The sequence below is a fragment of the Nocardia sp. CC227C genome (assembly GCF_030767025.1).
Lineage (GTDB): Bacteria > Actinomycetota > Actinomycetes > Mycobacteriales > Mycobacteriaceae > Nocardia.
The window spans coordinates 12,028-36,923 of record NZ_JASITE010000015.1 but is presented as its reverse complement, the minus strand read 5'-3'; the positions used below and the strand labels follow the sequence as shown (position 1 = coordinate 36,923).

At 69.8% G+C, this 24,896-nt stretch carries 19 protein-coding genes and 1 pseudogene; 7 read left to right on the top strand and 13 right to left on the bottom strand.

Going from position 1 to position 24,896, the window contains the following annotated elements; translation table 11 throughout:
- Positions 1 to 325: 325 nt before the first annotated feature.
- Positions 326 to 1,258, bottom strand: a pseudogene (locus QMO76_RS27005) (condensation domain-containing protein); the annotation flags it as partial.
- 163 nt (positions 1,259 to 1,421) lie between these two features.
- Here QMO76_RS27005 and QMO76_RS27000 point away from each other — a divergent pair.
- From QMO76_RS27000 to QMO76_RS26980, 5 genes are all read left to right on the top strand, one after another.
- Positions 1,422 to 3,131: an ABC transporter ATP-binding protein gene (locus QMO76_RS27000; RefSeq protein WP_306364147.1), complete on the top strand. Its 1,710-nt coding sequence runs from the start codon at positions 1,422 to 1,424 to the stop codon at positions 3,129 to 3,131.
- Positions 3,128 to 4,939 (top strand): ABC transporter ATP-binding protein, encoded by a 1,812-nt coding sequence (locus QMO76_RS26995; RefSeq protein WP_306364146.1) that lies wholly within the window; start codon positions 3,128 to 3,130, stop codon positions 4,937 to 4,939. The genes QMO76_RS27000 and QMO76_RS26995 overlap by 4 nt, the downstream gene beginning before the upstream one ends.
- A 3-nt stretch (positions 4,940 to 4,942) precedes the next feature.
- Positions 4,943 to 6,529, top strand: coding sequence for an NAD(P)/FAD-dependent oxidoreductase (locus QMO76_RS26990; RefSeq protein WP_306364145.1), 1,587 nt, complete (start codon positions 4,943 to 4,945; stop codon positions 6,527 to 6,529).
- The gene (locus QMO76_RS26985) at positions 6,529 to 7,890 is read left to right on the top strand and encodes a salicylate synthase (protein ID WP_306364144.1); all 1,362 of its coding nucleotides are present in this window, start codon (positions 6,529 to 6,531) and stop codon (positions 7,888 to 7,890) included. The genes QMO76_RS26990 and QMO76_RS26985 overlap by 1 nt, the downstream gene beginning before the upstream one ends.
- Before the next feature lie 251 nt (positions 7,891 to 8,141).
- Positions 8,142 to 9,884, top strand: coding sequence for a GAF domain-containing sensor histidine kinase (locus tag QMO76_RS26980; protein ID WP_306364143.1), 1,743 nt, complete (start codon positions 8,142 to 8,144; stop codon positions 9,882 to 9,884).
- Between the two features lie 176 nt (positions 9,885 to 10,060).
- On the opposite strand, the gene QMO76_RS26975 is transcribed toward QMO76_RS26980, so the two are convergent.
- The 6 genes from QMO76_RS26975 to QMO76_RS26950 form a co-directional block, all read right to left on the bottom strand.
- Positions 10,061 to 10,960, bottom strand: a complete 900-nt coding sequence (locus QMO76_RS26975; protein ID WP_306364142.1) for a universal stress protein — start codon at positions 10,958 to 10,960, stop codon at positions 10,061 to 10,063.
- A 148-nt stretch (positions 10,961 to 11,108) separates the two neighbouring features.
- Positions 11,109 to 12,041 (bottom strand): universal stress protein, encoded by a 933-nt coding sequence (locus tag QMO76_RS26970; protein ID WP_306364141.1) that lies wholly within the window; start codon positions 12,039 to 12,041, stop codon positions 11,109 to 11,111.
- Between the two features lie 278 nt (positions 12,042 to 12,319).
- A complete protein-coding gene (locus QMO76_RS26965; protein WP_029928818.1) occupies positions 12,320 to 12,577 on the bottom strand; it encodes an HPr family phosphocarrier protein in 258 nt (85 codons plus the stop codon).
- Between the two features lie 26 nt (positions 12,578 to 12,603).
- Positions 12,604 to 14,913: a fructose-specific PTS transporter subunit EIIC gene (locus QMO76_RS26960; RefSeq protein ID WP_306364140.1), complete on the bottom strand. Its 2,310-nt coding sequence runs from the start codon at positions 14,911 to 14,913 to the stop codon at positions 12,604 to 12,606.
- Between the two features lie 11 nt (positions 14,914 to 14,924).
- Complete coding sequence (locus QMO76_RS26955) at positions 14,925 to 15,875, bottom strand: 1-phosphofructokinase family hexose kinase (protein ID WP_306364139.1); 951 nt, start codon at positions 15,873 to 15,875, stop codon at positions 14,925 to 14,927.
- Complete coding sequence (locus QMO76_RS26950; RefSeq protein WP_306364138.1) at positions 15,872 to 16,639, bottom strand: DeoR/GlpR family DNA-binding transcription regulator; 768 nt, start codon at positions 16,637 to 16,639, stop codon at positions 15,872 to 15,874. Before QMO76_RS26950 ends, QMO76_RS26955 begins: the two co-directional genes overlap by 4 nt.
- Before the next feature lie 102 nt (positions 16,640 to 16,741).
- Here QMO76_RS26950 and QMO76_RS26945 point away from each other — a divergent pair, with 102 nt between their 5' ends.
- Positions 16,742 to 18,457 (top strand): putative PEP-binding protein, encoded by a 1,716-nt coding sequence (locus tag QMO76_RS26945; RefSeq protein WP_306364137.1) that lies wholly within the window; start codon positions 16,742 to 16,744, stop codon positions 18,455 to 18,457.
- 32 nt (positions 18,458 to 18,489) lie between these two features.
- On the top strand, positions 18,490 to 19,809 hold the full coding sequence (locus tag QMO76_RS26940) for a hypothetical protein (protein WP_306364136.1): 1,320 nt from the start codon (positions 18,490 to 18,492) through the stop codon (positions 19,807 to 19,809).
- A 29-nt stretch (positions 19,810 to 19,838) separates the two neighbouring features.
- Here QMO76_RS26940 and QMO76_RS26935 read toward each other — a convergent pair whose 3' ends face one another.
- The 6 genes from QMO76_RS26935 to QMO76_RS26910 all read right to left on the bottom strand — a co-directional run bounded on the left by QMO76_RS26935 (position 19,839) and on the right by QMO76_RS26910 (position 24,645).
- On the bottom strand, positions 19,839 to 20,330 hold the full coding sequence (locus QMO76_RS26935; RefSeq protein WP_306364135.1) for a hypothetical protein: 492 nt from the start codon (positions 20,328 to 20,330) through the stop codon (positions 19,839 to 19,841).
- 88 nt (positions 20,331 to 20,418) lie between these two features.
- Entirely contained in the window at positions 20,419 to 20,691 is a 273-nt protein-coding gene (locus QMO76_RS26930) for a hypothetical protein (protein ID WP_282781926.1), read from the bottom strand.
- A gap of 89 nt (positions 20,692 to 20,780) precedes the next feature.
- Positions 20,781 to 21,092: a hypothetical protein gene (locus QMO76_RS26925; RefSeq protein ID WP_306364134.1), complete on the bottom strand. Its 312-nt coding sequence runs from the start codon at positions 21,090 to 21,092 to the stop codon at positions 20,781 to 20,783.
- Between the two features lie 19 nt (positions 21,093 to 21,111).
- Complete coding sequence (locus QMO76_RS26920) at positions 21,112 to 21,981, bottom strand: alpha/beta fold hydrolase (RefSeq protein WP_306364133.1); 870 nt, start codon at positions 21,979 to 21,981, stop codon at positions 21,112 to 21,114.
- Between the two features lie 241 nt (positions 21,982 to 22,222).
- The gene (locus tag QMO76_RS26915) at positions 22,223 to 22,525 is read right to left on the bottom strand and encodes a hypothetical protein (RefSeq protein ID WP_306364132.1); all 303 of its coding nucleotides are present in this window, start codon (positions 22,523 to 22,525) and stop codon (positions 22,223 to 22,225) included.
- Between the two features lie 653 nt (positions 22,526 to 23,178).
- A complete protein-coding gene (locus QMO76_RS26910; protein ID WP_306364131.1) occupies positions 23,179 to 24,645 on the bottom strand; it encodes an HNH endonuclease signature motif containing protein in 1,467 nt (488 codons plus the stop codon).
- Between the last annotated feature and the right edge of the window lie 251 nt (positions 24,646 to 24,896).

Sequence of the window (24,896 nt, the reverse complement as noted above, 5' to 3'; positions counted from 1 at the left end):
CATGATCGGCGGTCACTGCCGTGGAGGCCGACACCGAACCCGCCGACATCGACCCCGCCGATGCCGAACCCGCCGACATCGACCCCGCCGATGCCGAACCCGCCGACATCGACCCCGCCGATGCCGAACCAGCTGACATCGAAGCCCCCGACGCCGGATCGACCGGTGCCGAAGCGGCCGACACCGTAGCGGCCGGTGCCGGACCCGCCAGTGGTGTAGCAACCGCTGCCGGACCAGCGGATTCCGGATCGACCGGTGCCACCTCTGCCGATCCTGTAGCGACCGGTCCCGAAGCTACCGGTGCCGAGGCGAGAGCGGCCGGAAGGTTGGGCGCGCCCGGCAGGTCGGGCAGCCGTCCACGCCAGTACTCGCGCGCCGCACGGTATTCCGGCCGGTTCCGCACCCGTTCGCGGTGCTCGGCGAGGTAGCGGCGATAGCTGTAGCGCAGTTCGGGCAGGGGTGCCCGCGGGTCGCGGTACAGCGCGGCCAGGTCGGCGAACAGGATGCGCAGGCTCTGCGCGTCGGCGGCGAGCATATCCAGATTGACGTGCACGCGCGTCCCATCGGGGGTCAGCGAGAGCTGAATGTCGAATACCTCGCCGCGCGCGACATCCAGCTGCCGATGTGACAGCTCCGCGCGCAACCTCTCCAGTCCGGCCGGATCGGATCGGAAGTCGTTCACCCGCAGGCCGTTCCACGGACTGCGCGCCAGTACGCGCTGGCGGCCGTCGGCATCGAATCCGGCGCGCAGCATGTCGTGGCGCGCCAGCAGCGCCGTCACCGCGGTCTCCAAGCGACCCGGATCCACGGTGCGGCCGTCGAATTCGTTGTAGAAGTGGGCCGCGACCCCACCGAGGCGTTGTCCGGGCTGCCGACCGACCCAGTAGGCGTGCTGCATGGTCGCCAGATCGAACGGTTCGCTCGCCGCGGGCTCGGGCGACGCGATCGCGGCGCGATCGTCACGCTCGCCCGCGCGCACCCGGTCCGGTTCCTCGACACCGGACGGCTCGAGAGCTTCGTCACCCGAGGCGGATCCGCGCTCGCCGACCATCTCCACCCAGGCCGAGAGGCGCGGCCGTTCGAGCAGGTCGACGAAGCGCACCCCCGATCCGGCGCGCCGCCACCGGCCGGCCAACGCCATGGCGCTGATCGAGTCGAGGCCACGCTGCAGCAGATCCTCGTCGGGATCGAGCGTGGTCGGTGGTACATCGAGAACCGTTGCAACGGCAGCGATTACATCGGAGGCCGATAACGACATCGGCGGCCCTCCTCACTGGAAAGTGGTGCGCGCACAGGCTAGCCTAAACGGCAATGATTTTCATTACCAGTAGTATCAGAGTTCGGCGGGCCGAACCAACGCACTCGGCCCACCGTCGAATCGGCGAGACGGACCAGGAGGCCCAGCGGGTGGGAGACAGACGATGCGTGAACTGATACGGCCCGGCCGGGTCCGGCTGCCGGTGGCGATCGGCTGCCAGATACTGGCCGCGGTCGCGGGCGTGGTGCCCTTCGTGGCGGTCGCGGAACTGGGGCGCAGGCTGCTGGCCGCGGAATCGCCCTGGCCACCGGTGATCGCGGCCGCCGTCGCCCTGGCCGCGCGGCTCGGCCTGTCCCTGCTCGCGGCCTCTCTCACGCACTACGCGGACAATGACATCCAGCTCTCGATCCGACGTGCGATCGCCCGGCATCTCGGCCGGGTGCCGCTGGGCTGGTTCGACGGTCGCGGGGCGGGCGATGTGCGCAAGGCCGTGGGCGACGACGTGACCGCCCTGCACCATCTGGTCGCACACACCGGACTCGAGATCGTCAACGCCCTGGTGGTCCCGCTCGTCTGCCTGGTCTACCTGTTCTGGGTCGACTGGCGCATGGCGTTGATCACGCTGATCCCGCTCGTCATCGGTATCGAGCTGTATCGCCGCGCCATGGCCGGATTCGGTGCGGGCATGCGCGAGTACAACGACGCCATGGCGGCCATCAGCAAGAGCGCGGTCGAATTCGTCCAGGGCATCGCGGTGGTCAAGGCATTCGGCCAGACCGGACGCGCGCATCGGCGCTACCGGCAGGCCGCCGACGACTTCTGCGACTTCTTCACCGCCTGGATGGGGCGGGTGAGTACGGTATCGGCCGCGGCCCAACTGGCGCTGTCACCGGTGAGCATGCTCGCTGTCATCCTGCTGGGCGGCGCGGCACTGGTGACCACCGGGCGACTGGACGCGGTCGACCTGCTGCCGTTCGCACTGCTCGGGCTGGCGCTGTCGGCCCCGGTGCAGACCCTCACACAGAGCGGCCAGGCCGTGCAGACGGGTATGCGGGCCGCCGCCGATATCCGAGCGCTGCTGGCGACGCCCACGCTGAGCTACGGCAACGCGACACCGCCGGAACCGGCCACCGGGCACCGCGACGGCACCGGCCGCGTGGTCAGATTCGAGAACGTCGGCTTCAGCTACGACGGCGAGACCCCCGCCCTGTCCGGTATCGACCTCGAACTCCGCCCCGGCACCATGACCGCGGTCGTGGGTGCGTCGGGGTCGGGCAAGAGCACCCTCGCCGCGTTGATCCCGCGCTTCCACGACCCGGACACCGGCCGGATCACCCTCGACGGCATCGATATTCGCGAACTCTCCGAGGAAACGCTCTATCGCACCGTTGGTTTCGTCTTCCAGGAGGTGCGCCTGCTGCGGATGAGCGTGCGCGACAATATCGCCCTGCCCCGGCCGACCGCCACGATGGCCGAGGTCGGCGCGGCCGCGAGCGCCGCCGCCGTCGACGAGCGCATCCGCGCCCTGCCCGACGGCTACGACACCCAGGACGCCGCCTTCTCCGGCGGTGAGGCACAGCGCGTCTCGATCGCCCGCGCGCTGCTGGCCGACGCGCCCGTCCTGGTGCTCGACGAGGCCACGGCGGCGGTCGACCCCGAATCGGAGACGGCGATCCAGCAGGGACTGTCCCGGCTGGCCGCCGGGCGCACCGTGCTGGTCGTGGCGCACCGGCTGGGCACCGTCACCGAGGCGGACCAGATCGTCGTGCTCGACCGGGGCCGGATCGCCGAACGCGGGACCCATACCGAACTGCTGCGACGAAACGGTCGGTACGCGGCCATGTGGGCGACGTGGAAGGGAGCCGACGCGTGATCCGCTTGCTGGTGCAGACCATGTCCGAAGGCGGCGCGGACAGCGCGTCCGCGGTGAGCCTGAAGTCACTGCGCGCCACCCTGATCACCACGGTGCTGACCGCCGTGGCCCAGGGCATCGCCTTCGCCCTGCTGGTGCCGGTGCTGCGGGCGCTGCTCGGGCCGGACCCCGCGGACGCGTGGCCCTGGCTGGCTGCCTTCGCGGTCGCCGCCGCCGGATACGGCGTGCTGTTTCTCCGGGCCGCCCGGTCCGGCTACGACCTGGGCGGATCGGTACTGCGGACCGTGCACCACCGGCTCGGCGACCATATCGCCACGCTGCCGCTGGGCTGGTTCGAGGCGCGGCGGATCGGCGAATTGGGCAGCCTCGCCAGTGAGGACGTGCTCCAGGTCGCCAACGCCACCGCCAATCTGGTCCGGCCGATCGTGGCCGCGGTCGTCACCCCCGCCACGGTCGTGCTGCTCATGTTCGTCTTCGACTGGCGTATCGCGCTCGCCGTCGTCGCCATGACACCGCTGATCCTGCTGGCGTTCCGGCTCGCCGGCCGACTGGTGGAACGTGCCGAGAACGGAGCGCACGCCGCCACCGCCGCCGCGGGCACCCGCGTGGTGGAATACGCGCAGTCCCAACGGGTGCTGCGGGCGTGCGGACAGACCGTGCGCGGTTTCTCGGCCCTCGACGACGCCCTCACGGCACAGCGCGACGCGGGCCGCCGGTTGATCACCGCCGCCGTCCCCGGCCTGGTCACCTTCACCTTCGTGGTGCAGGCGGTGTTCACGGTGGTCCTGTGGTACGGAACCTATCTGGCCGTCGGCGGCACCCTGGACACTCCGACGCTGCTCGCCATGCTGGTGCTCGCGGTCCGCTTCGTGGAACCGATGATCGCGGCCGCCGAACTGGGCGGTGCGCTGAAGGTGGCCCGCAACCATCTGCTGCGGCTGCGCGAGGTGCTCGACACGCCGCCGCTGCCCGAACCGGCCACATCGGTGCGCCCGCAGCGCACCGATGTCGACTTCGACGGCGTCACCTTCGGATACGGCGGGCCGGGCGCGAATCCACCCGTGCTCGACGATGTCTCGTTCACCATCCCGGCCGGAAAGCTGACCGCGCTGGCCGGCCCTTCCGGCGCGGGCAAGACCACCGTCACCCGGCTCATCGCCCGCTTCTTCGACACCGACGCGGGCACGGTGCGGATCGGCGGGCACGATGTGCGCGACATCCCCACCGAAACCCTGATGTCCATGTTGTCGCTGGTGTTCCAGGACGTCTACCTCTTCGACGGCACCATCGCCGACAACATCCGACTCGCCCGCCCCGACGCCACCGATGACGAAGTGCGCCGCGCGGCGGCGGTGGCGCGGGTGGACGAGATCGTCGACCGGCTGCCGCAGGGCTGGGACACCCGCGTCGGCGAGGGCGGCGCGATCCTCTCCGGCGGTGAGCGGCAGCGGGTTTCGATCGCCCGCGCGGTGCTCAAGGACGCGCCGATCGTGCTCGCCGACGAGCCGACCTCCGCGCTCGACCCGGAGAACGAGGTGGCGATCCGCGACGGCCTGCTCGCCCTGGCCCGGAATCGCACCGTGCTGGTCATCGCGCATCGTCCCGCCACCCTCGCCAGCGCCGACCAGGTGCTGTTCCTGTACGGCGGCACCGTCACCGAGTCCGGCACCCACCGGGAGCTGCTCGCGGCGGGCGGCCGGTACGCGCGGTTCTGGCGAGACCGCGATCGTGCGCAGGGCTGGCGTCTGGCCCCGGCACTCACCACCCCATCGGACACCGGTGCCGCACTGGTGGAACAGGAGTCGTAAACCATGTCATCACAGGACGATTCACGCTACGACGTCGCCATTGTGGGCGCGGGGATCGCGGGCAGCACGCTCGGCGCGATCCTGGCCCGCCACGGCCTCGAGGTACTGATCCTCGACGCGGGCACGCACCCCCGCTTCGTCCTCGGCGAATCGGTCATCCCCTACGCCTCGGTCATGATGAAGGTGCTGGCCGAACGCTACGACGTGCCCGAACTGGCGCCCCTGTCGAACTTCCGCGACACCACCGAGCGGGTCAGCCCCATGTGCGGGCAGAAGCGGAACTTCGGATTCATCTACCACCGGCAGGACCGGCGACCGGATCCGGAACTGGCCAATCAGATCCTGCTGCCCACCTGGTTCCGCAACGAATCCCACTGGTTCCGGCAGGATATCGACGCCTACCTGTTCACCGCCGCCGTCCGGTACGGGGCCACCCATCGGCTGAACACCCGGGTGGCCGACATCCAGATCGACACCGCCGACGGTGTCACCCTGGAATCCACCACCGGACAGCGGTTCCGGGCGAAATACCTGGTCGATGCCAGCGGATTCAACTCCCTGGTCGCCGAGCGCTTCGGACTGCGCGAGCAGCCCACGCGGGCGCGCACCCACTCCCGCACCCTGTTCACCCATATGGTCGGCGTCGCCCCGTTCGACGAGGTCTCCGAACTCCGCTACGGCCAGCCCGATCCGTGGCACAACGGCACCCTGCACCACGTTTTCGAGGGCGGCTGGCTGTGGGTCATCCCGTTCGACAACCACGAGCGGTCCCTGAATCCGCTGTGCAGCGTGGGACTGACGCTGCTCGACCGCACCGACCCCGAACTGCGCGCCGCGCCCGAGCGGGAGTTCGAGGACTTCCTGCGGCGCTTCCCCGCCGTGGCGCGCCAGTTCCGCGACGCCCGGACCGTCCGGCCGTGGGTGAGCACCGGGCGCTTGCAGAATTCGGTGTCACGCACCGTGGGCGACCGCTACTGCCTCACCGCGACCGCCGCCGGCACCGTCGACGCCCTGTTCTCCCGCGGGCTCGCCAACTCGTTCGAGATCGTGAACGCACTGGCCCGGCGGATCATCGACGCGGCACGCGAGGACGACTGGTCGACATCGCGATTCGCCGACATCGACGCCGTGCAGCAGCGTTTGTTCGATGCCCACGACGATCTCGTCTACGCCTCGTACGTGGCCTTCCGCGACTACGAGCTGTGGAACACCATGATCCGAGTGTGGGACACCTACAGCTTCTACGCGGCCGCCAGCCTGGAGCACACCCTCGGCAAATACGTGATCAGCCGGGACGACAGCCTGTTCCGCGGTCGCGAAGGCGGCGACTCCGCCCTCGCCCGGGGCCTGCGGGAGCTGCTGGTGACGGCGCGGACGATCTGCGCGGCGGTCGATCGCGGCGAACTCGACGCGGGCGTCGCCGCGGGCAAACTCATCGACCACCTCAATGCCGAACGGTTCTGGCCCGACTACATGCCGCACGGCAAACCCGAGATCAAATTCTTCGATATGAGCCGGGATCGGGCGATGCGGGTAATGCACTGGTCACGCACCGAATCGCCGCAGCGGATCAGAGAGACGTTCGCCTGATGACGCGCACCGGCAGTGCACACACCCATATCCGGGGCCGCTTCGATCCGGTGGCGGTCGCGGCGGCCGTCGCCGGATCCGGGCTGCTGCACGACTATGTGGTCTACGAACGCGCGGGACGCTGGCTCATCGGCGGCAATCCGACCGGCGCGGTCACGGTCGGCCCCGGCTGGCTGTACTCGACGGTGGGCGGCGAGTTCACCGAGAGTTGGACCGGCTCGCCGTGGCCACGGGCCCACGCCGCCCTGCGCCGCTGTCCGCGCCCGAACTGGCGGGCGCTCGGCTGGGCCAGTTTCGAGCTGGCGCATCCGAATTCGGCCGACACCGCCGAGGTGCTGGCGCATGTGATGGTGCCCGGTATCGAGATCGAGGTGACCGCGGACGCGGTGCGCGTCCACACCCATGACGGGTCACCGGAACCGGCGCTCACGGACCTGCTCGCGGACCTGCCCGACGGCCCGACGACGCCGATCGCCGTCGATGCGCTCGACCGGGACTATCTGCACCGGGTCGAGCGGGCCGTGGCGCGCATCCGCGGCGGCGAACTGGAGAAGGTGATCCTGTCGCGCACCGTCGATGTGCCCTTCCCGCTGGATATGCCCGCGACCTATGTCTCGGGTCGGCGGGCCAATACCCCAGCCCGCTCCTTCCTGCTGGACCTCGGCGGCTGGCAGGCCGCCGGATTCAGTCCCGAGACCGTGCTGGAGGCGGATGCCTCCGGCCGCGCGGCCACCCAACCGCTCGCGGGCACCCGGGCCCGCACCGGCGCGCACCGGTCCGACGAGGCGCTGCGCACGGAACTGCTCAGCGACCCGAAAGAGGTGTTCGAACACGCCATTTCGGTGAAGCTGGCGTTCGAGGAGATGGCCGGGGTCGGGCGGCCCGGCGCGACCCGGGTGAGCGAGTTCCTCAGTGTCAAGAGTCGCGGCAGCGTCCAGCACCTGGGGTCGCGGGTGGAAACCTCACTCGCACACTCGCGTACGGCCTGGGACGCGCTCACCATGGTCTTTCCGGCGATCACCGCCTCGGGTATCCCGAAGGCGGCGGCGTGCGCGGTCATCGACGCGCTCGAGCCCGAGCCGCGCGGGCTCTACAGCGGTGCGGTGCTGCTCGCCGACAGCACCGGCGCGCTCGACGCCGCCCTCGTCCTGCGCGCGGTCTACCAGCGCGCGGGGCGGGCATGGTTGCGCGCGGGCGCGGGGATCGTCGCGGCGTCCACACCGGAGCGCGAGCACGAGGAGACGCGCGAGAAGCTGGGCAGCGTCGCGCCCTATCTCGTTCCGGCGCAACCTCCCCGCGCACCGCGGTCGCCCGAGGAGGACGGCGGCCGATCCCCGGTCGCCGCGCCTACCGCTCGGTGACGAAGTCCACGCAGCAGCGAATGGACACCGGTCGCGGGTAGTCGTCCTCCTCGATGCGGGTGTCCTGTGCGGAGGACATCGTCGGCGGCCCGCACCGGGTGGTGCCCCGCGCCCGCGCGATTGAGTCGAATCGGCCGACAGCTCTGGCCCACCCGTGTTTCACACGGTTGTCCGGCGGTCCGGTACTAGACTGTGGCCCTGGAAATCGCGTCACCGCGCGCGGTCGAACCGAGACACAGGACAGCCGATATATGACCGTCGATCCGCAGAGCGGCTCCTACTCGGTTCGCGAGACCCTGTCGCAGCTGCGGTTGCGAGAACTGCTCACCGAGGTCAAGGACCGCGTCGAACAGATACTCGATGCCCGCGACCGGATGGACGGCCTGGTCGAGGCCATGCTCGTGGTCACCTCGGGGCTGGACCTGGACCAGACCCTGCGCACCATCGTGCACACCGCCATCAGCCTCGTCGACGCGCGCTACGGCGCGCTCGGTGTGCGCGGGCACGACCAGCACCTGGAGCAGTTCATCTACGAGGGCATCGACGAGGAGACCCGCGCCCTCATCGGTGACCTGCCCGAGGGTCGCGGTGTCCTCGGCATGCTGTTCAGCCAGCCCAAACCCATTCGGCTGGAGAATCTGGCCCACCATCCGTCATCGGTCGGCTTCCCGCCCAACCACCCGCCCATGCGCACCTTCCTCGGTGTACCGGTACGCATTCGCGACGAGATCTACGGCAACCTCTACCTGACCGAGAAGGCGGGCGGGCAGCTGTTCACCGAGGACGACGAGGTGATCGTGCGCGCCCTGGCCGCCGCGGCGGGCACCGCCATCGACAATGCCCGCCTCTACGAATCCGCGCGGACCCGGCAGGCGTGGATCGAGGCGACCCGCGATATCGCCACCGAGTTCCTGGCGGGCACCGACGCCAGCGAAGTACTCCCCCAGGTGGTCGATCAGGCGCGCGCCCTGACCCTGTCCGACTGCGGGTTCCTCGCCCTGTCGGAGGATCCGGAGACACCACCGGAGGAGATCACCGAACTGCGGATCGCGCACTGGTCCGGCAGCGGTGACAGTCCCGCCGACCCGTATGTCCGCACCGGCGGCACCACCATCGGCCGGGTGTTCGTCGAGCGCGCCCCGCAGCGTTTCCAGGCTCCCGACGACGACACCCCGGACTCGCAGGCGCACAGTGAGTTCGGCAAATCGATCGCGAATCGCGGTCCGGCGATGATTCTGCCGCTGCGCGCACACGATTCGGCCTTCGGCGTCCTCGTCGTGGTGCGTGCGCGCGGCGCGGCCCCGTTCACGGAGGAACAGCTGTCGCTGGCGGCGGCGTTCACCGATCAGGCCGCACTGGCCATTCAGCTGGCCGAGGCACAGCAGCGGATGCGGGCCCTGGACGTGCTCACCGATCGCGACCGCATCGCCCGCGATCTGCACGACCATGTCATCCAGCGCCTGTTCGCGGCCGGATTGAGCTTGCAGGGCACCGTGGCCCGCGCCCGCGCGCCGGAGGTGCGCAAACGGCTCGCCGACGTCATCGACGATCTCCAGGACGTCGTCCAGGAGATCCGCACCTCCATCTTCGATCTGCACAGCGGCGGCACGGGTCCGGCGCATCGGCTGCGGCAGCGCATCGAACAGGTCGTCGCCAAGCACACCACCGATATGGATATCCGCACCTCGGTTCGGATATCCGGACCGCTGTCGGTGGTGGACGCCGCGCTCGCCGACCACGCCGAGGCCGTGGTGCGCGAGGCGGTCAGCAATGTGGTGCGCCACGCCGAGGCCGATATGCTCACCGTCGCCATCGAGGTCGACGACGACCTCACCATCACCGTCACCGACGACGGCCGCGGTATACCCGAGCACATCACCCCGAGCGGTCTGCGCAATATGGCACACCGTGCCGAACAGGCGGGTGGTGGCTTCGAGATCGGCACGGGCGAGGACGGCGGCGGTACGCGGCTGCGCTGGTCGGTGCCGCTCTGATCCGGCGCGGCGGAAAGATCCGACGCGCGCGAGACGATCGGGCACGGCCGAGACGATCCGGCACGGCCGAGGCAATCCGGCACGGCCGAAGCGATCCGGCACGGCCGAAGCGATCCGGCACGGCCGAGATGATCCGGCACGGCCGAGACATCGGCGCGACCGTGGCCCGCGGCCGATCAGCGCGACCGCACCACCACGGCGGGGCAACCCACGCTGTGCAGCAGCGCGGAACTGGTGGAGCCCAGCAGCATTCCGGTGAATCCGCCGCGCCCGTGGCTGCCGACCACGACCAGCTGCGCGTTCTCCGATTCCTCCAGCAGTGCGCGCACCGGGCGGTCCATGACCAGAATTCGGCGCACGGGCACATCCGGATAGCGCTCACCGTATCCGGCCAGGCGTTCGGCCAGCAGTGCCTCCTCCTGAGCACGCACCATGTCCCAGCCCGGGGCCGGCAGGTACGGACCGGTGTAGTCGCTCCACGCGTGCAGGGCGGTGAGGCCGACCTTGCGCCGCGACGCCTCCTCGAAGGCGAAGGCCAGCGCGGGATCGCCGACCGGCGTCCCGTCCACGCCGACCAGCACGGGCTTCTCCGCCGAGATCGGGTCCACGGCGGGGCCGGGGATCACCGCGACGGGGCAGTGCGCGTGCCGGGTCACGGCGGTGCTCACCGAACCGAGCAGACCGCGCCGGAACGCGCCCAGACCGCGGGTGCCCACCACCAGGGTGCGCGCCCGCTGCGAGCGGTCGATGAGATCGGGGATGACGGGGTGCAGGGTCACCTCGGTGGTGATCTCGAGCGCCTCCCCCGGTGCGGCATTGCGCGCGACGCGCTTGGCCTCGGTCACCACCCGCTCGCCGTCCTCGTGCAGCCAGCGGGTATCCGATTCGGTCAGCTGCGCGCCCGGACCGAACGCGGTCGGCACCGACACGGAGGTGACCAGGTGCAGTGGGCAGCCGTGCAGGGCGGCGTCCACCGCCGCCCAGGCGGCGGCGTGATACGACACCGCCGAACCGTCCACGGCCGCGATGACGGGCAGGTTGAGTTCCCCACCCGGGGTTCCGGAGTTGTCGGTCATGAGCTTCTCCTATGTGGGTCGTCCGGCGGCAGGTCGCCGTATGCCAGGTCGTCCGATTCCAGTGTCGATCCGAATCGGGGTGTTATTCCAGATCTCGTCCGATGGACGGGTCATCCCGCGCCACGCCGCTGCGCTCACGGGCCGAAGGTCACCGAAGAGCCGGGTCATCGGGCATCGTGGCGTCGTGCCGCACCACGATCACCGGGCATCGCGCGTGCTGCAGCAGCGCCGTGCTGGTCGATCCGATGAGCATGCCCGGGAAGCCGCCGCGACCATGGGTGCCGACCACCAGCAGCTGCGCCGTGTCGGCGTGGTGCAGCAGCGCGCGCACCGGGGTGTCGCAGACGACGACACGCTCCATGGGCACCTCGGGGTATCGCTCCGCGAAACCGGCCATGCCCTGGCCCAGCAGCACCGCCTCGGTTTCGTGAATGGCCGTCCAACCGACCACCGGCAGGTCGTAGCCGTTGGTATCACCCCAGGCGTGCACGGCGACCAGGCCCACCTTGCGGCGCGATGCCTCCGCACAGGCCAGCTCGATGGCGGGCTGACTGTTCTCGGTGCCGTCCACGCCCACCACCACCGGGAGCCGCGAGGCGTCCGCGTCGGTCTCCGGCGCCCCGTGCACGACCGCGACCGGGCAGTGCGCCCGACGGCTGATGGCGGTACTGACCGAACCCAGCAGGGCTCGCCGCACCGCGCCGCGGCCGCGGTTGCCGACCACGATCATGTGCGCGTCGGCGGACAGCCGTATCAGGGTCGGGACGATCGGTTCGAAAGTGAATTCGGTGGTGACGGCGATGGATTCGCCCGGTACGGTCGCGTGCGCCACCGCGCTCGCCTCGCCGAGCACGCGAGCGCCGTCGCTGCGCAGCCACGCGGTCTCCGCCGCGCCGATGCCGGCGCGGGACCCCCGCCCCGTCGGGACGGCGTACGAGGTGATGATGTGCAACGCGGTCCGGCGCAGGTCGGCTTCCACCGCGGCCCATTCCACCGCCTGGTACGAGATCTCCGATCCGTCCACCGCGACGATGATCGCCGCGGTGGACGGATCGGTCGCGGATACGCTGTTGTCGGCCATGACGCCTCCTGAGTGTGGTTGTGCTCAGAGCATCTCGCTCGACCACGGGCACAGACAGGGCCCAAGGTCCCGACCGGACGTGCGCGATGTCACCGGAAGCGGTTCCGGAGCGCTGTGGCTTTCGGCAGCGGCGTCTCACTTCCCGACGTGTGGCGGAGCGGAACGAAAACCATGGTGGCAAGGGGCTGTTCCGCTACCACGCCATGGACCGAGACCGCGGCGATCCGGCGCTGGCTCGATACCTCGACGACATCGAGGACGAGTTCGAGGGCGAACGCTCAGGCGTCCAGATCGGCGGCGACCATTCCGGCGATCTTGTCGAGCGTCGCCTCGTCCTCACAGGCGACGATGACCTCGGTGCCCGCGGCGGCGCCGAGGGTCATGAGCATGAGGGCCGATCCGGCGTCGACGGGCGCGCCGCCGGGAACGGAGATGGTGACGGGAACGCCCGCGGCCTGGACGGCCTCCACGATGAGCGCGGCCGGGCGGGCGTGCAGACCCTCGGCGGAACCGACGGTGACGGTGACCTGAGGCATGGTGAATCTCCCTGGGGGTGAAGTGGTTACACGGTGGCGGGGACGGACGGTCCGGCGGTCGCGGGGGTGCGGCCGAAGGTCTTGGCCGCGATGACGCAGACCGCGGCGGCGAGCATGCCCGCGGCCAGCGCGATCAGGAACCACGCGAGATGGCCGATGGCGAAGAAGACGAAGACACCGCCGTGCGGTGCGCTCAGGGTGGCGCCCGCGGCCATGATGAGCGCACCGGTCAGCGCGCCGCCCACCATCATGGACGGGATCACGCGCAACGGGTCGGCGGCGGCGAACGGAATGGCGCCCTCGGAGATGAACGACGCGCCGAGCAGCCAGGCGGCCCGCCCGTTCTCGCGTTCGGCGGGGGTGAACAGCCGGGGCCGCAACACGGTGGCCAGGGCCATGGCCAGCGGCGGCACCATACCGGCGGCCATCACGGCGGCCATGATCCGCAGCGACGCCGGGTCATCGACGCTCAGGCCCGCGACGGCGAAGGCGTAGGCCGCCTTGTTCACCGGCCCACCGAGGTCGAAGCACATCATCAGACCCAGGATCACGCCGAGCACGATGACCGAGGTGCCGGACAGCCCGTTGAGCCAGTCGGTGAGCCCGCTGGTGACCGCGGCGAGGGGTTTGCCCAGTACCACGAACATGAGCGCGCCCACGATGAGTGAGGCGAACAGCGGGATGACCACCACCGGCATCAGGCCCCGCGCCCATTGCGGCACCGCGAGTTTCGAGATCCACAGCGCCGCGAATCCGGCGATCAGACCGCCGACCAGACCGCCGAGAAAACCCGCCCCGACGAAGACCGCCACCGCGCCCGCGGTGAAACCCGGTGCGAGCCCGGGACGGTCGGCGATGGCGAAGGCGATGTATCCCGCGAGGGCGGGTACCAGGAAGCCGAAGGCCAACGCGCCCAACTGGAACAGCACCGCGCCGATATAGGTCGCCAGGCCGCCCTCGGGCAACGCGGTCAGCGAGTTGTCCAGCACGATCGTCTGGGCGTTGTCGGAGATCTCGTACCCGCCGAACAGGAAGCCGAGCGCGATGAGCAGCCCGCCCGCCGCGACGAACGGGATCATGTAGCTGACCCCGGTGAGCAGGATCTGCCGCAGCCGGGTGCCCCAGCCGAGACCAGCGGAATCCGCTGCGGCGGGCTCGGATTCGGTGTCCGACCCGGAAACCCGGGGCGCGGCGGGGTCGAGCGCGGCCCGCTGGGCTTCGGTCACCATGGCGTCGGGTTCGTTGATGGCCCGTTTCACGCCGGAGGCGACGAGCGGCTTGCCCGCGAAACGTTCACGCCCGCGCACGCCGACATCGGTGGCGAAGATGACCGCGTCCGCGGCGGCGATGGTCGCGGCGTCCAGCGGTGTGCTGCCCGAGGAGCCCTGCGTTTCCACGTGCACGGTGATTCCCGCGCGTTCCCCGGCCGCGACCAGCGAGTCGGCGGCCATGTAGGTGTGGGCGATGCCGGTCGGGCAGGCGGTGACGGCCACGATGCTGCGTACCGCGGGTGCGGCGGCGACGTCCGCATTCCGGGCGGCTGCCGGTGCTGGCGAATCAGGCTCGCGCTCGGGCGCTTTCCCGGCGGATATCGATGTCGCGCGCTCCGGAGCTGCCGGGTTCTCCGGCATCGGCGCGTCGTGCGGTGCCGAGGCACCGGTAGCCGTACGGGCACCGGGCTCAGCAGAAGCACCGGCCTGTGTGGGCGCACCGGCCTCCGCTGAGGCACCGGCCCCGGCTTCCGCCGGTGCATCGGACCCCACGGGCGCGCTGGACGCAGCGGGCGCGCTGGCTTTCGATGACGCACCAGCACCCGCTGACGCACCAGCACCCGCAGGCGCACCAGCACCCGCAGGCGCACCGGCTTTCGCTGGCGTATCGGCCGGCGCGAGCACAGCGGCGACGAGTCCGAGCACGTCGTCGGCCGTGGCGGCAGTACGCAACTCGGCGACGAAGTCGGGCCGCACCAGCGCCCGCGCGAGCGTGGAGAGCACCTTCATGTGCTCGGCTCCCCCGTCCGCCGGGGCGGCAATGAGGAACACCAGGTCCGCGGGTCCGTCCGGGGCGCCGAAATCGACGGCGGGCCGCAGTCGGGCGAATCCGAGCGAGGCGCGCCGCACGGCCGCGGACTTGCAGTGCGGGATCGCGATGCCGCCGGGAAGTCCGGTGGCGGACTGGTTTTCGCGCTCCAGCGCCGCATCCCGCAGGGCGGTCGCGTCGGGCGCGCGGCCCGCGGCGGCGAGGCGCTGCGCCAGGGCTGCGATCACGTCCTCCTTGGTCGCGCCGAGGTCGGCGTCCAGGGTGATCAGCTCGGCGGTGATGATCTGTTCGGCCATCGCGGTGTCCTTCAGGGATGGGGCAAGGAGTCCAGGGCCGTCACGGCTACGGCATCGACGTGGACGTGGTCCGGACCGGGTAGACCGGTGCCGGGGAGGGTGACGGCGGCGGTCCCGTAGGCGACCGCGCGGCGCAGCCGGTCGCCGGGGGCAGCGCCGTCCAGATCGGCCAGCAGATATCCGGCGAGGGCGGAATCGCCCGCGCCGACGGTGCTGCACGGAGTGACGTCCGGGGCGGTGGCGTGCCAGGCGCCGTCGCCTGTCACCAGCACGGCACCGGCCGCCCCGAGCGTGGCAAGCACCGCGCCGACGCCGCGGTCGACGAGTCGTGCGGCCGCGCGGACGGCCTCGGCCGGGTCGTGCAGCTGCTCCGGATCGGCGCCGGTGAGCTGCGCCAGCTCCTCGCTGTTGGGTTTGATCAAGGCCGGTGCGGCGGTATCGAAGCGGCGAGCCAGGGCGACCAGCGGCCCGTCCGAGGTGTCGACCGCGATCTTCGGACCGCGCAGCCGCCGCACCAGCTCCACGTACCAGTCGGCGGGAGCGCCCGGCGGCAGGGAGCCCGACAGGACGATCCAGCTCGCGGTGGCGGAGAGTTCGACCAGCAGATCGGTCAGCGCGCGACGGCGCTGTTCGTCCAGGGGCGCGCCCGGCTCGTTGATCTTCGTTGTGGTGCCGTCGATTTCGGTGATGGCGACATTGGTGCGGATCGGTCCGCCGCCGGGTACCACGCGATGGTCGATATCCGCCGCCGCCAGGGCGCGCGATACCGGATCGCCTTCACTGCCGGGCAGCACGGCGACGGTCGCCGCACCCGCCATGGCGATCACCCGGGAGACGTTGACGCCCTTGCCGCCCGCCTGCACGGTCGCGGCCAGAGCCCGCTGCACTCCCCCGCGCCGCAGCGGTTCGGCCAGGGTGACGGTGCGGTCCACGCTCGGATTGGCGGTGAGGGTCACGATCATGCCGTCACCACCTCGATGCCGTACTCGGACAACTCGTTGCGCACCGAGGGCAGCAGCTCGTCATCGGTCACCAGGGCGTCGATCTCCTCGATCGCCGCGAAGCGCACGAAATCCTCCCGCCCGATCTTGCTGGAATCGGCGACGACCACCACGCGGTGCGCGGCGGCGACCATGGCGCGTTTGATCGCGGCCTCGTCCGGATCCGGGGTGGACAGGCCGTGCCCGCCGGTGAGCGCATTGGTGCCGATGTACGCCACATCCACGCGCAGATCGCCGAGCATGCGCAGGGTCTCCGGACCGACCGCCGCCTGAGTGAGGCCGCGGACCCGACCGCCCAGCAGTTGCAGGCGCACCGCGGTGTAACCGGAGAGGCGGGCGGCGATCGGCACCGAATTGGTCACCGCGACGAGGTCGCGATCGGCGGGCAGCAGCGCGGCCACGCGCGCGGTGGTGGTGCCCGCGTCGAAGAGCACACTGCCGCCGGAGCGGGGCAGGAAGTCCAAGGCCGCCTTGGCGATTCGATCCTTCTCGGCGGCGCGGCTGTGCTCGCGCTCGCCGGTGCCCAGTTCGATGGCGGTGAGCGCCGCCGCCGGGACCGCGCCGCCGTGCACCCGGCGCAGCAGTCCCATGCGGTCGAGTACCGCGAGGTCGCGGCGCACGGTTTCGGTGGTGACGCCGTACTGCTCGGCCAGTTCCGTGACCGAGACGCGCCCGCGTTGCCCGACCAGCGTGGCAATGGCCTGCTGCCGCTCCTCGGCGTACATCCGACCTCCAGACTCGATGTTGCTTTCTGTTGTTTTATGCCTGTATGTGTTGTTTTGTCAAGTCTATGCCGTAGTCTGGATCACAGCGTGGAGGAGGATCTCATGTCTGTATCACTGCCGGAACGTGCCGGATCTGTGGTGCTCACGGGCATACCGGCGGTGGCCGGAGTGGTCGTGGCCCCGGTGGTCCGGCCCGTGGAACGGGTACGTATAGAAACCGCATCGGGCAGCATCGCCGAGTCCGATCGGGCACCGGAGGCGGAGCGGCTGCGCGGTGCGGCGGCGACCGTCGCGCAGCGTTTGCGCGACCGTGCCGCCCGCGCCGACGGCGCGGCGGCGGAAGTCCTCTCCGCGAACGCGGCCATGGCCGTCGATCGCGGCTGGCTCGGCGTCGCCGAACAATCCATCGCCACGGGCATGCCGGCCCCCGCGGCGACGACGGCCGCCATCGAACAGTTCGCCGAGATGTTCACCCGGCTCGGCGGCCGCATGGCCGAACGCGTGACCGACCTCTACGACCTCCGCGATCGCGTGGTGGCCGAACTGACCGGCGCGCCCGAACCCGGCATCACACTCCCCGATCGGCCGTCGATTCTGCTCGCCACCGATCTCGCACCCGCAGACACCGCCGGACTCGACCCGAATCTCATTGTTGGCCTTGCCACTTCACTTGGTGGCCCGACGAGTCACACCGCGATCATCGCCCGCCAGCTCGGCATCCCGTGCCTGGTCGCGGTCACCGGACTCGATGACGTTCCGGTCGGGGCGCAGGTGCTGCTCGACGGCACCACCGGGCGGGTCACGGTCAACCCGGACCCGGCCGCCGCCGCGACCGCGGCCGCCGACCACCGTGCCGCGTCGGCCCGCGCCGCCGCCTGGTCGGGCCCCGGCGCCACCGCCGACGGCCACCGCGTCGACATCCTCGCCAATGTGCAGGACGGTGCGAGCGCCCGCGCCGCCCGCCACACCCCCGCCGCGGGCGTCGGCCTCTTCCGCACCGAATTGTGTTTCCTGGACCGCGAATCCGAGCCGAGTATCGAGGAGCAGGCCGCCGCCTACGGCGAAGTCCTCGACGCCTATCCGGGCGCGAAGGTGGTGATCCGCACCCTCGACGCCGGTTCCGACAAGCCCTTGCGCTTCGCCCCGCATCCGGACGAGGCCAATCCCGCCCTCGGCGTGCGCGGCATCCGCACCGCTCTCCTGGACGACGGCCTGCTCGACCGCCAACTCGACGCCATCGCCCTGGCCGCCGCCGACCGCGACACCGCCCCCTGGGTCATGGCCCCCATGGTCGCCACCGCCGCCGAAGCCGAATCCTTCGCAGCCAAGGCCCGCGCCCGCTCACTCGTCCCCGGCGTCATGATCGAGGTCCCCGCCGCCGCCCTGCTCGCCGAAACTCTTTTGGCCCACGTCGATTTCGCCTCCATCGGCACCAACGACCTGGCCCAGTACACCATGGCCGCCGACCGCATGTCCCCCCACCTCGCCACCCTCACCGACCCCTGGCAACCCGCCGTCCTGCACCTGGTCGCCCGCACCGCCGCCGTCGGCCACACCCTCACCAAACCCATCGGCGTCTGCGGCGAAGCAGCCGCCGACCCCCTGCTCGCCTGCGTCCTCACCGGCCTCGGCATCACCTCCCTCTCCGCCGCCGCGTCCGCCGTGGCCCCCGTCGGCGCCACCCTCGCCGCCGTCCCCCTCGAAACCTGCCGCCGTGCCGCCGAAGCCGTCCTCGCCACCAGCGACCCGGGCGAAGCCCGCGCCGCGGCGCGCACCGCATTGGGATTGGATTCGTCGCAACCGGCCGAAATCGAGTAGCCGCCACGACGGCGCGCCCCTACAGTCGCGCCGTGCCGCCACCCGACGATCCGAGCAAACCACCGTCCACCGAACTCCCTTGGGCCGAGCCCGACACCCTGCTCGGCATGATCCAACGGGGCCGCGGTGCGTGCCGCCCCGAAGCACTCGCGAACCGTGCCCGGGCCAGCGAGTATGTAATCGCCTGCATCGTTCGCGACCCTCGCTGGGATCGCCAGGTGGAGGAGCGTGCGTGGCTCTATGCGGCCCTCATCGCGGACCTCGGAATCGATCTCACCCGATGCCGCGCGGCCTATACCCGTCCATCGGACCCGCACGGCGACTCCGATGCCTGGCTCGCCACCGACGTCCTGGCACTGCTTGCCCGGCGTGGCGTCGACGGAGCCGTCACCGAGTTACGCCACTACCTACGCACCGGCCGCGATCTCGATCAGGCGCTGGCGGCGTTGCTCCCGTTCGCCGAGCACCCCGAGGCCGACGGGCTGCTCGATGACGTCCTAGCGGTCGCCGACGACGAGCAACTCGCCGCCGCCCTCGCCCCGTTCGGGCCATTCGACGACCTGTCCGCACCGCCCTGGCCGGACTGGTGTCGTGCGAATACCCGTGTAGCGGAGGTCATTGCGCTGGCCGAACGCACACGGACAGCACACCGAACCCCCGCACCCGACCACGCCGCCCGCGAAGCCCGCGACCGGCAACGCCTGCTCACGGCCGCCGTCGACCGGAAACTCATCGACCCGACCGCAGCCCGCGATCTCACCGAGGAGCGTTGGGAGACCACACTTCTGACCCTCTCAGCGGATCTACTCGACAGCACGGACACCCCCGTCGCCGACCGCATCGCCCTGCGCAGATCCCTACGCACCCTGCGCTCCCCACGCACCTTGACCTGGGCGCGCACGCATGCGGGCCTCCACACCCCCGTCCAGCGCGCCGCCCTGAGCCTCTTCGCCGAACGCGCCGAACCAGCCGACGCACCCCACCTCCTCGACCTCCTGACAACCGCCGCCTCCCCCGACACCCACATCTACACCCAGCACGACCTCGTCACCGCCCTCGGCCGCCTGCACCACTCCCCCGCCGCGCCGACCATCGAGGAGCTCTTCGACAACACCGTCTACTCCTATCTCCGAACCCGATGCGCCACGGAACTGAGCCATCTCACACGAGAATTCCCCGTCAGCCGAGCCACCGAGTGCCTCTACGACTGCGAATCCCGGACCCGAGCGATCGGCATCGCGCACGCCGACCTGTTCCTGCCCGAAGTCCGCGACCGTCTCGCCCATATCGGCCATGACCCGACCGAAAACGACGACAACCGGCGAGCAGCCGCAGCCCGCATCAACCGTTGACCGACCCCGCACTGCACTCCAGCCACCGGTCAATGCGCGGCGGGCCAGGTGGTGGTGAGCCAGTAGCCGTAACCGCGTTCTGCCCCCTGCTGGGCCAACACATCGAGGGCGACGAGGATTCGAGGAGTGACGTACCTGGTCCAGGCGAAAACGGCGAGCAGAAGCACTGCCAGGACGGGCAAAGTGCGGCCACTGCTGGACGGCCCCTCGGGGACAACGATGATGTCGTAGATCACGCAGAAAGCGCTGATGGCAGGAAGAAACCAGGACATCGCGAGTCCGGCGCGCCGACGGGTACGTTCGCCGACGATCAGACGGTGCCAGTGGACGGCCTCATCCGCGGTGGCCAGAGTGGGCAGTTGCCGAGCGCGCAAGGCGCCGTAGAACTGTCGCATCCGCGCGCGACCACCATAGCGTCCGCGCTCCAACACGATGCCCAATACGGCACCCGGTAGACCACCCACCGCCAGAGCAGCGCCGAACTCGTTGAATCCGGTCAGTGCCGCGAATCCCAACAGCACCGCACACACACCGGAACGACCACCCACAGCGGGGCGAATCGCAGTTCCCACAGCCGCTCACGGCCGCCTCGCACCGTCTTCACTCCCATCACCGCGGCTCCCGAGCCACGATGTCGGTGCGCCGCCATGCCCGCACCACGCCGGGCCAGGCGAGAAACCACATGATCGCCACAAATGCGACACCACCCGGCATCGACCACGAGTACCGGCCGGAGACCAGGTCGACGGTCAGCGAAATCGCGCCGCCCACGGTGACCAGCAGGAGATACAGCGTGAAGCCGCGCAGCCGAGTGGCCCTGGTCAGCAGGGAGAACACTCGTCCGCGCACAGTGGCCGAGGAGCAGTCCGTGGGTTCACTCATACGCACCGAGTATGTCACGGCAAATTCTCAGCAACACCCCCGGCCTGCATGTACCGGTTCGCGGGCAGTGATCGATCCCAACCGTAATGTCATCGATCCGACAGGTGCCGCTGCCCGCGCGGCGCGAGGTCATCCGCAATGAGGTCCCATTCGGCACCGAACTTCCGGACAAGGATGTCGGCGAGATAGGAAACCAGATCCGTGCGCAGTGTGACCCAATCACTGCGCTCGAACTCTTCGAACGGCAAATCGTCTACGTACGTTTGCCACGCGCCAAACGCCGTCACGGGATCACGAACATAATCATCAGCGTCCGCACCCAAGATGTCACTCATCTCCGCTGCATTGGCCAGACAGTCCGAACTCCACTGCGAAAGCCCCTGCCGGGCTTGCTCGATCACTTCCGAGACTTCTCGAGACTTACTCACAGCTGTTCTCTCCCAAACCAATACGCACCGTACCCCTCCGGCCAACCTGCCGTGAAGCGGGTGAGCGACTGCGCTCAGTGAAAGAATTCACGCAGGACAGCCGCAACCGACGTGAAGTCGTCGGGATTGTGGGTCTGCCCGGCCAACGACCTGAATCGTGAATCCGCCGCATCGAGTTTCTCCATGCTTTCCGGCCCATACCGATCGCTGGCGGCGCTGCCAACAGCAGGGCGGGAATGCCCGTCGCGGACCAGCGGTTCAGGTCCGGATCCATCGCGCTGAGGCATTCCAGGTCAGCGATCAGTCCAGGCGCTCGGTCGGCCATGGCCGCTCCCATCGAACGCAGGATGCCCTCGGGAACTGGTGAATCGAGTACGGCCCGGAAGAATTCGACCACCGAGTCGGCGGGATGGTCGGCGACGAACTCGCGGGCTCGCTCCAGTGTCGGCCGGAGCGGACCACCCGCCAATGCCAGGGGCGCCTCGTACAGCGCGAAGCGCCGAATGCTCGAAACGCCCGCAGCCACCAGCGGCTCCAATACAACCAGGCCACCGGCTGAATGTCCGAAGACGAAGCTCACATCGTCCTGGCGTTCGAGCACAGCGGCGAGATCCTCGACCTGCCGGGCGAAGATGCGTGGTTGTGTACCGCTTCCGCTCGGTGTGTAGCCCCGTCGACAGACGACTACGACTCGATAGTCGGTGGCCAGCAGCTCGGCCATCGGATAGTAGGTCTCCACCGTGACCGGCGCACCGTGCATGACTACCAGCGGCGGCCCGTCACCGAGAGCCTGGAAGACGATACGAGTGCCGTCGGCCGAGATAACACTGTCAGGTGTAGACCACATGAAGTATTCTCGCATTTCCGTCAGTCGCCTCGCCCCCAAAGCTCGTGCGCTGCTTCGCCCCTCGGCGAAATGAAGACGGTAGACGTGCGGGTTTACCACTGGTCCCAGAGCACGTATGTCGTGTGATCGGCAGTTGCAGAGGTTCTGTCGGCTTCAAGTCGGCTCGGCGGTTGGTCTTCGGCCCCGCCGCGGCTGCCGGTGCGGTCCGCGCGGGTCAGGCAACAGAACGTGTTTCGCCGTCAACCACCACGCACCCTCAGGGTGGGTACGAATCGATCTCGGCAGTCCAATCGTCCGCCGCCGCCGACACGGACACCGCGTCGACCCGGCACGAAATAACAAATGGATCGCCCGCACGGGTATGCCGTCGCCACGGCGGCGAGAGCTCCAGATCCAGACCGATACTCGGATTGATCGAACTCGTCTCGGCCGTGACGTAGGAGAAGGTCAAGTGCGGTGCAGTGAAACTCAGTCGCACACTCGAGTGCTCGTTGTCAGCAGACAACTCCCCCGCATGGTGAAGCCACTGCGCCAACGCGACGCCGTCCTCCGGGGTCAACGCCTGGCACCGGAAAGGACCCTGTTCCCTGAGGGCAGTACGCAGTCACGGTGACGGCCAGCCAGCTCCTCCGCTGTTGCGGTTCGACCGCATCCGGGAATTGGTAACCCACCACGCCCAGTTCCACCCCGTACCCGTCGCTGCCGATCAACCTCATCTGTCCAGCATTCCACTGCGCCCGGTCCGCGATTCGCCCCCCCGTCGCGACGCAAAAGTCGTGCCCAGGCCACCCTGCAAGCAGCATATCCGTGCGTCCAGTGGGCAGGGCCACGGCGGCGCGGACGAATCCGCGACCTGCCGCATTCCGATTCGTGGTTCGCAACCCGCTCCCAGACACAGGATTCCGCTGCGAGCGCAAACCTCGATCAATTGCGGCGACACACCGAAGCCGACCGTCAGCCGTGATGTCTCCGTCTCGCAGCGGGCTTTGATCTGTAGGCGTGGATATACCCCGCACGGAATGGGTTTCCGCGCGGGCCCCTATCACATTGTCGGTCTGCTCCGGTCCCGCGACATCGGCGGTCCTCTCGCCCTAACCGTGAGGTCGACCGTGCCCCTCGCTCTGGTCGTGATACCGGCTGCGGCGGGCCGGGTCGGGGTCAGGCGACTGGGGCTTACGACCGTAATGGTGGGGCTTGTCGCCGTGCCAGGGGTTATTGCCGCAGGGGCGGCGGTGGTAGCCCAGCGTCTTGTTTGATGCGCAGTCGATGGATGGCGGGGCCGAGGAGTTCGTCGCCGTGGTGGCGGTGGTTGACCCGCCGCCCCCGTGCCGGGTCGTGGTGGGTCGGGGGCCGCCACCCGGTACGACCCGGATACCGGGTGTGCGTGTCGAGGCGTTCGGTGGCCCATCCGGTGGGGTCGTCGGCGTCCTCGGCGACCTGGGCGTGGTGCCGGTCGCAGACCAGGGTGAGGTTGTCGATATCGGTGCCGCCGTGGTGTGCCCACGGGATGAGGTGGTGCACCGCGCACATCGTCGCGGGCGCGTCGCAGCCGGGGAAGGTGCAGCCGCGGTCACGGGCGACACACGCCAGCCGCTGCCAGCGGGAGGCGAGGCGTTGCCCGCGCCCGAGGTAGAGCGGGACGCCGTCGCGGCCGAAGAGCAACAGCCACGGGTAGCGGCCTTCGGCCAGCCGCAACGCGGCCGGGATCGACAGGGTCGTGCCCGCGGCGGTGACCGCGTGCCCGGTGCCGCGTTCGAGGTCCTCGAGGCGCATGGTGAGCACGACCGAGACGGGCATGCCGCGGTGGCTGCCGAGGGTTTTCGATCCTCCGGTGGCGGTCAGGAACGCCGCCACAGCATCATGGTTGCGTTGGGCGATGGTGCGGGTGTCGCGTTCGGCGGCGGCTTCGAGGGTCTTGGGGTCGATCGCGCGGGCACCGAGGGTGGGGCTGTCGGGGTCGGTGGGGTTGCACATGCCCGGCCGGGCGCCCTTGGCGAGTACCGCGTCCAGCAGCGCCCGCAGGTGTGGGGTGAGCAGTCCGCTGATCTCGGTCATGCCGTCGATGCGTTGACGTCCCACCGTGATCCCCCGGACGCGGGCGCGGTCGCGGTCGTCGGTCAGGGTGCCGTCGGGGTCGAGGTGGGCCAGGATCGATTCCCCGACCGTGACCACTGCTTCGGGGGTCATCGTGCAGGCGTGTTCGGCCAGCAGTCGTTCGGCCTCGTCCCGTACGTCGATCGGTACCGCGGCTGGGATCCGGTCCATCACCGCCATGATGCGCCGCGCGTGTTCGATCGACAGCAGCCCGGCGGTTTGGTGGGCGGCGGTGGTCGGTAATTCCGGTGCCCGGTCTTCGCCGTGCACGAAATGGAATACGCCGAGTTTCTCCGCTGCGCGGCGTCGTGTTCCGGCCTCGGCCATCGATATCCGCAGGGTTTCGCTCAAATACTTCGCGAGGCTCTTGCACCCGGCGCGTTCGGGCAGGTGCCGGTCGCTGGTCTCGATGACCAGGCGATGCGACACCGCGCCCAGTCGGGCGCGCACGGCTTCGACGCGTCGCATCAGTTCCACGAAGTCGGTGTCGGTGTAGCGGGTGAGGTCTTCGTCGAGCAGGGCGGTGGTCGCGGTCGTCAATTCCTCCACGACCGCGAATACCTCACCTGCCCGGCTCGTATTCATGCCGCAATTCTATCGGGAAAAGGGTTGCGGCAGAATGAGAAAACCAGTTCACGCACCCCTTCCAACAAGTGCAGTCCCCGATGGATGTCGTGAGCAGAAACCGGCGCGAGCCCGCAGATCTCGCGCCGGTTGCCCTGTCCTAGAACCTACTTCAGTTTGTCGCTCGACAGCCCCGGCACCCCGTCGGGCCACGATGAGCTGCTGGATCTGCTGGATGCCTCTAAATGGATGAGGATCCCGTGACCGGTTTC

Bases quoted from the DNA above. Each gene is read 5' to 3' on its own strand.
- QMO76_RS27000 (WP_306364147.1), top strand. From the start codon at position 1,422: ATGCGTGAACTGATACGGCCCGGCCGGGTCCGGCTGCCGGTGGCGATC.
- QMO76_RS26990 (WP_306364145.1), top strand. From the start codon at position 4,943: ATGTCATCACAGGACGATTCACGCTACGACGTCGCCATTGTGGGCGCG.
- QMO76_RS26985 (WP_306364144.1), top strand. From the start codon at position 6,529: ATGACGCGCACCGGCAGTGCACACACCCATATCCGGGGCCGCTTCGAT.
- QMO76_RS26980 (WP_306364143.1), top strand. From the start codon at position 8,142: ATGACCGTCGATCCGCAGAGCGGCTCCTACTCGGTTCGCGAGACCCTG.
- QMO76_RS26975 (WP_306364142.1), bottom strand. From the start codon at position 10,960: ATGACCGACAACTCCGGAACCCCGGGTGGGGAACTCAACCTGCCCGTC.
- QMO76_RS26970 (WP_306364141.1), bottom strand. From the start codon at position 12,041: ATGGCCGACAACAGCGTATCCGCGACCGATCCGTCCACCGCGGCGATC.
- QMO76_RS26965 (WP_029928818.1), bottom strand. From the start codon at position 12,577: ATGCCTCAGGTCACCGTCACCGTCGGTTCCGCCGAGGGTCTGCACGCC.
- QMO76_RS26960 (WP_306364140.1), bottom strand. From the start codon at position 14,913: ATGGCCGAACAGATCATCACCGCCGAGCTGATCACCCTGGACGCCGAC.
- QMO76_RS26955 (WP_306364139.1), bottom strand. From the start codon at position 15,875: ATGATCGTGACCCTCACCGCCAATCCGAGCGTGGACCGCACCGTCACC.
- QMO76_RS26950 (WP_306364138.1), bottom strand. From the start codon at position 16,639: ATGTACGCCGAGGAGCGGCAGCAGGCCATTGCCACGCTGGTCGGGCAA.
- QMO76_RS26945 (WP_306364137.1), top strand. From the start codon at position 16,742: ATGTCTGTATCACTGCCGGAACGTGCCGGATCTGTGGTGCTCACGGGC.
- QMO76_RS26930 (WP_282781926.1), bottom strand. From the start codon at position 20,691: ATGAGTGAACCCACGGACTGCTCCTCGGCCACTGTGCGCGGACGAGTG.
- QMO76_RS26920 (WP_306364133.1), bottom strand. From the start codon at position 21,981: ATGCGAGAATACTTCATGTGGTCTACACCTGACAGTGTTATCTCGGCC.
- QMO76_RS26910 (WP_306364131.1), bottom strand. From the start codon at position 24,645: ATGAATACGAGCCGGGCAGGTGAGGTATTCGCGGTCGTGGAGGAATTG.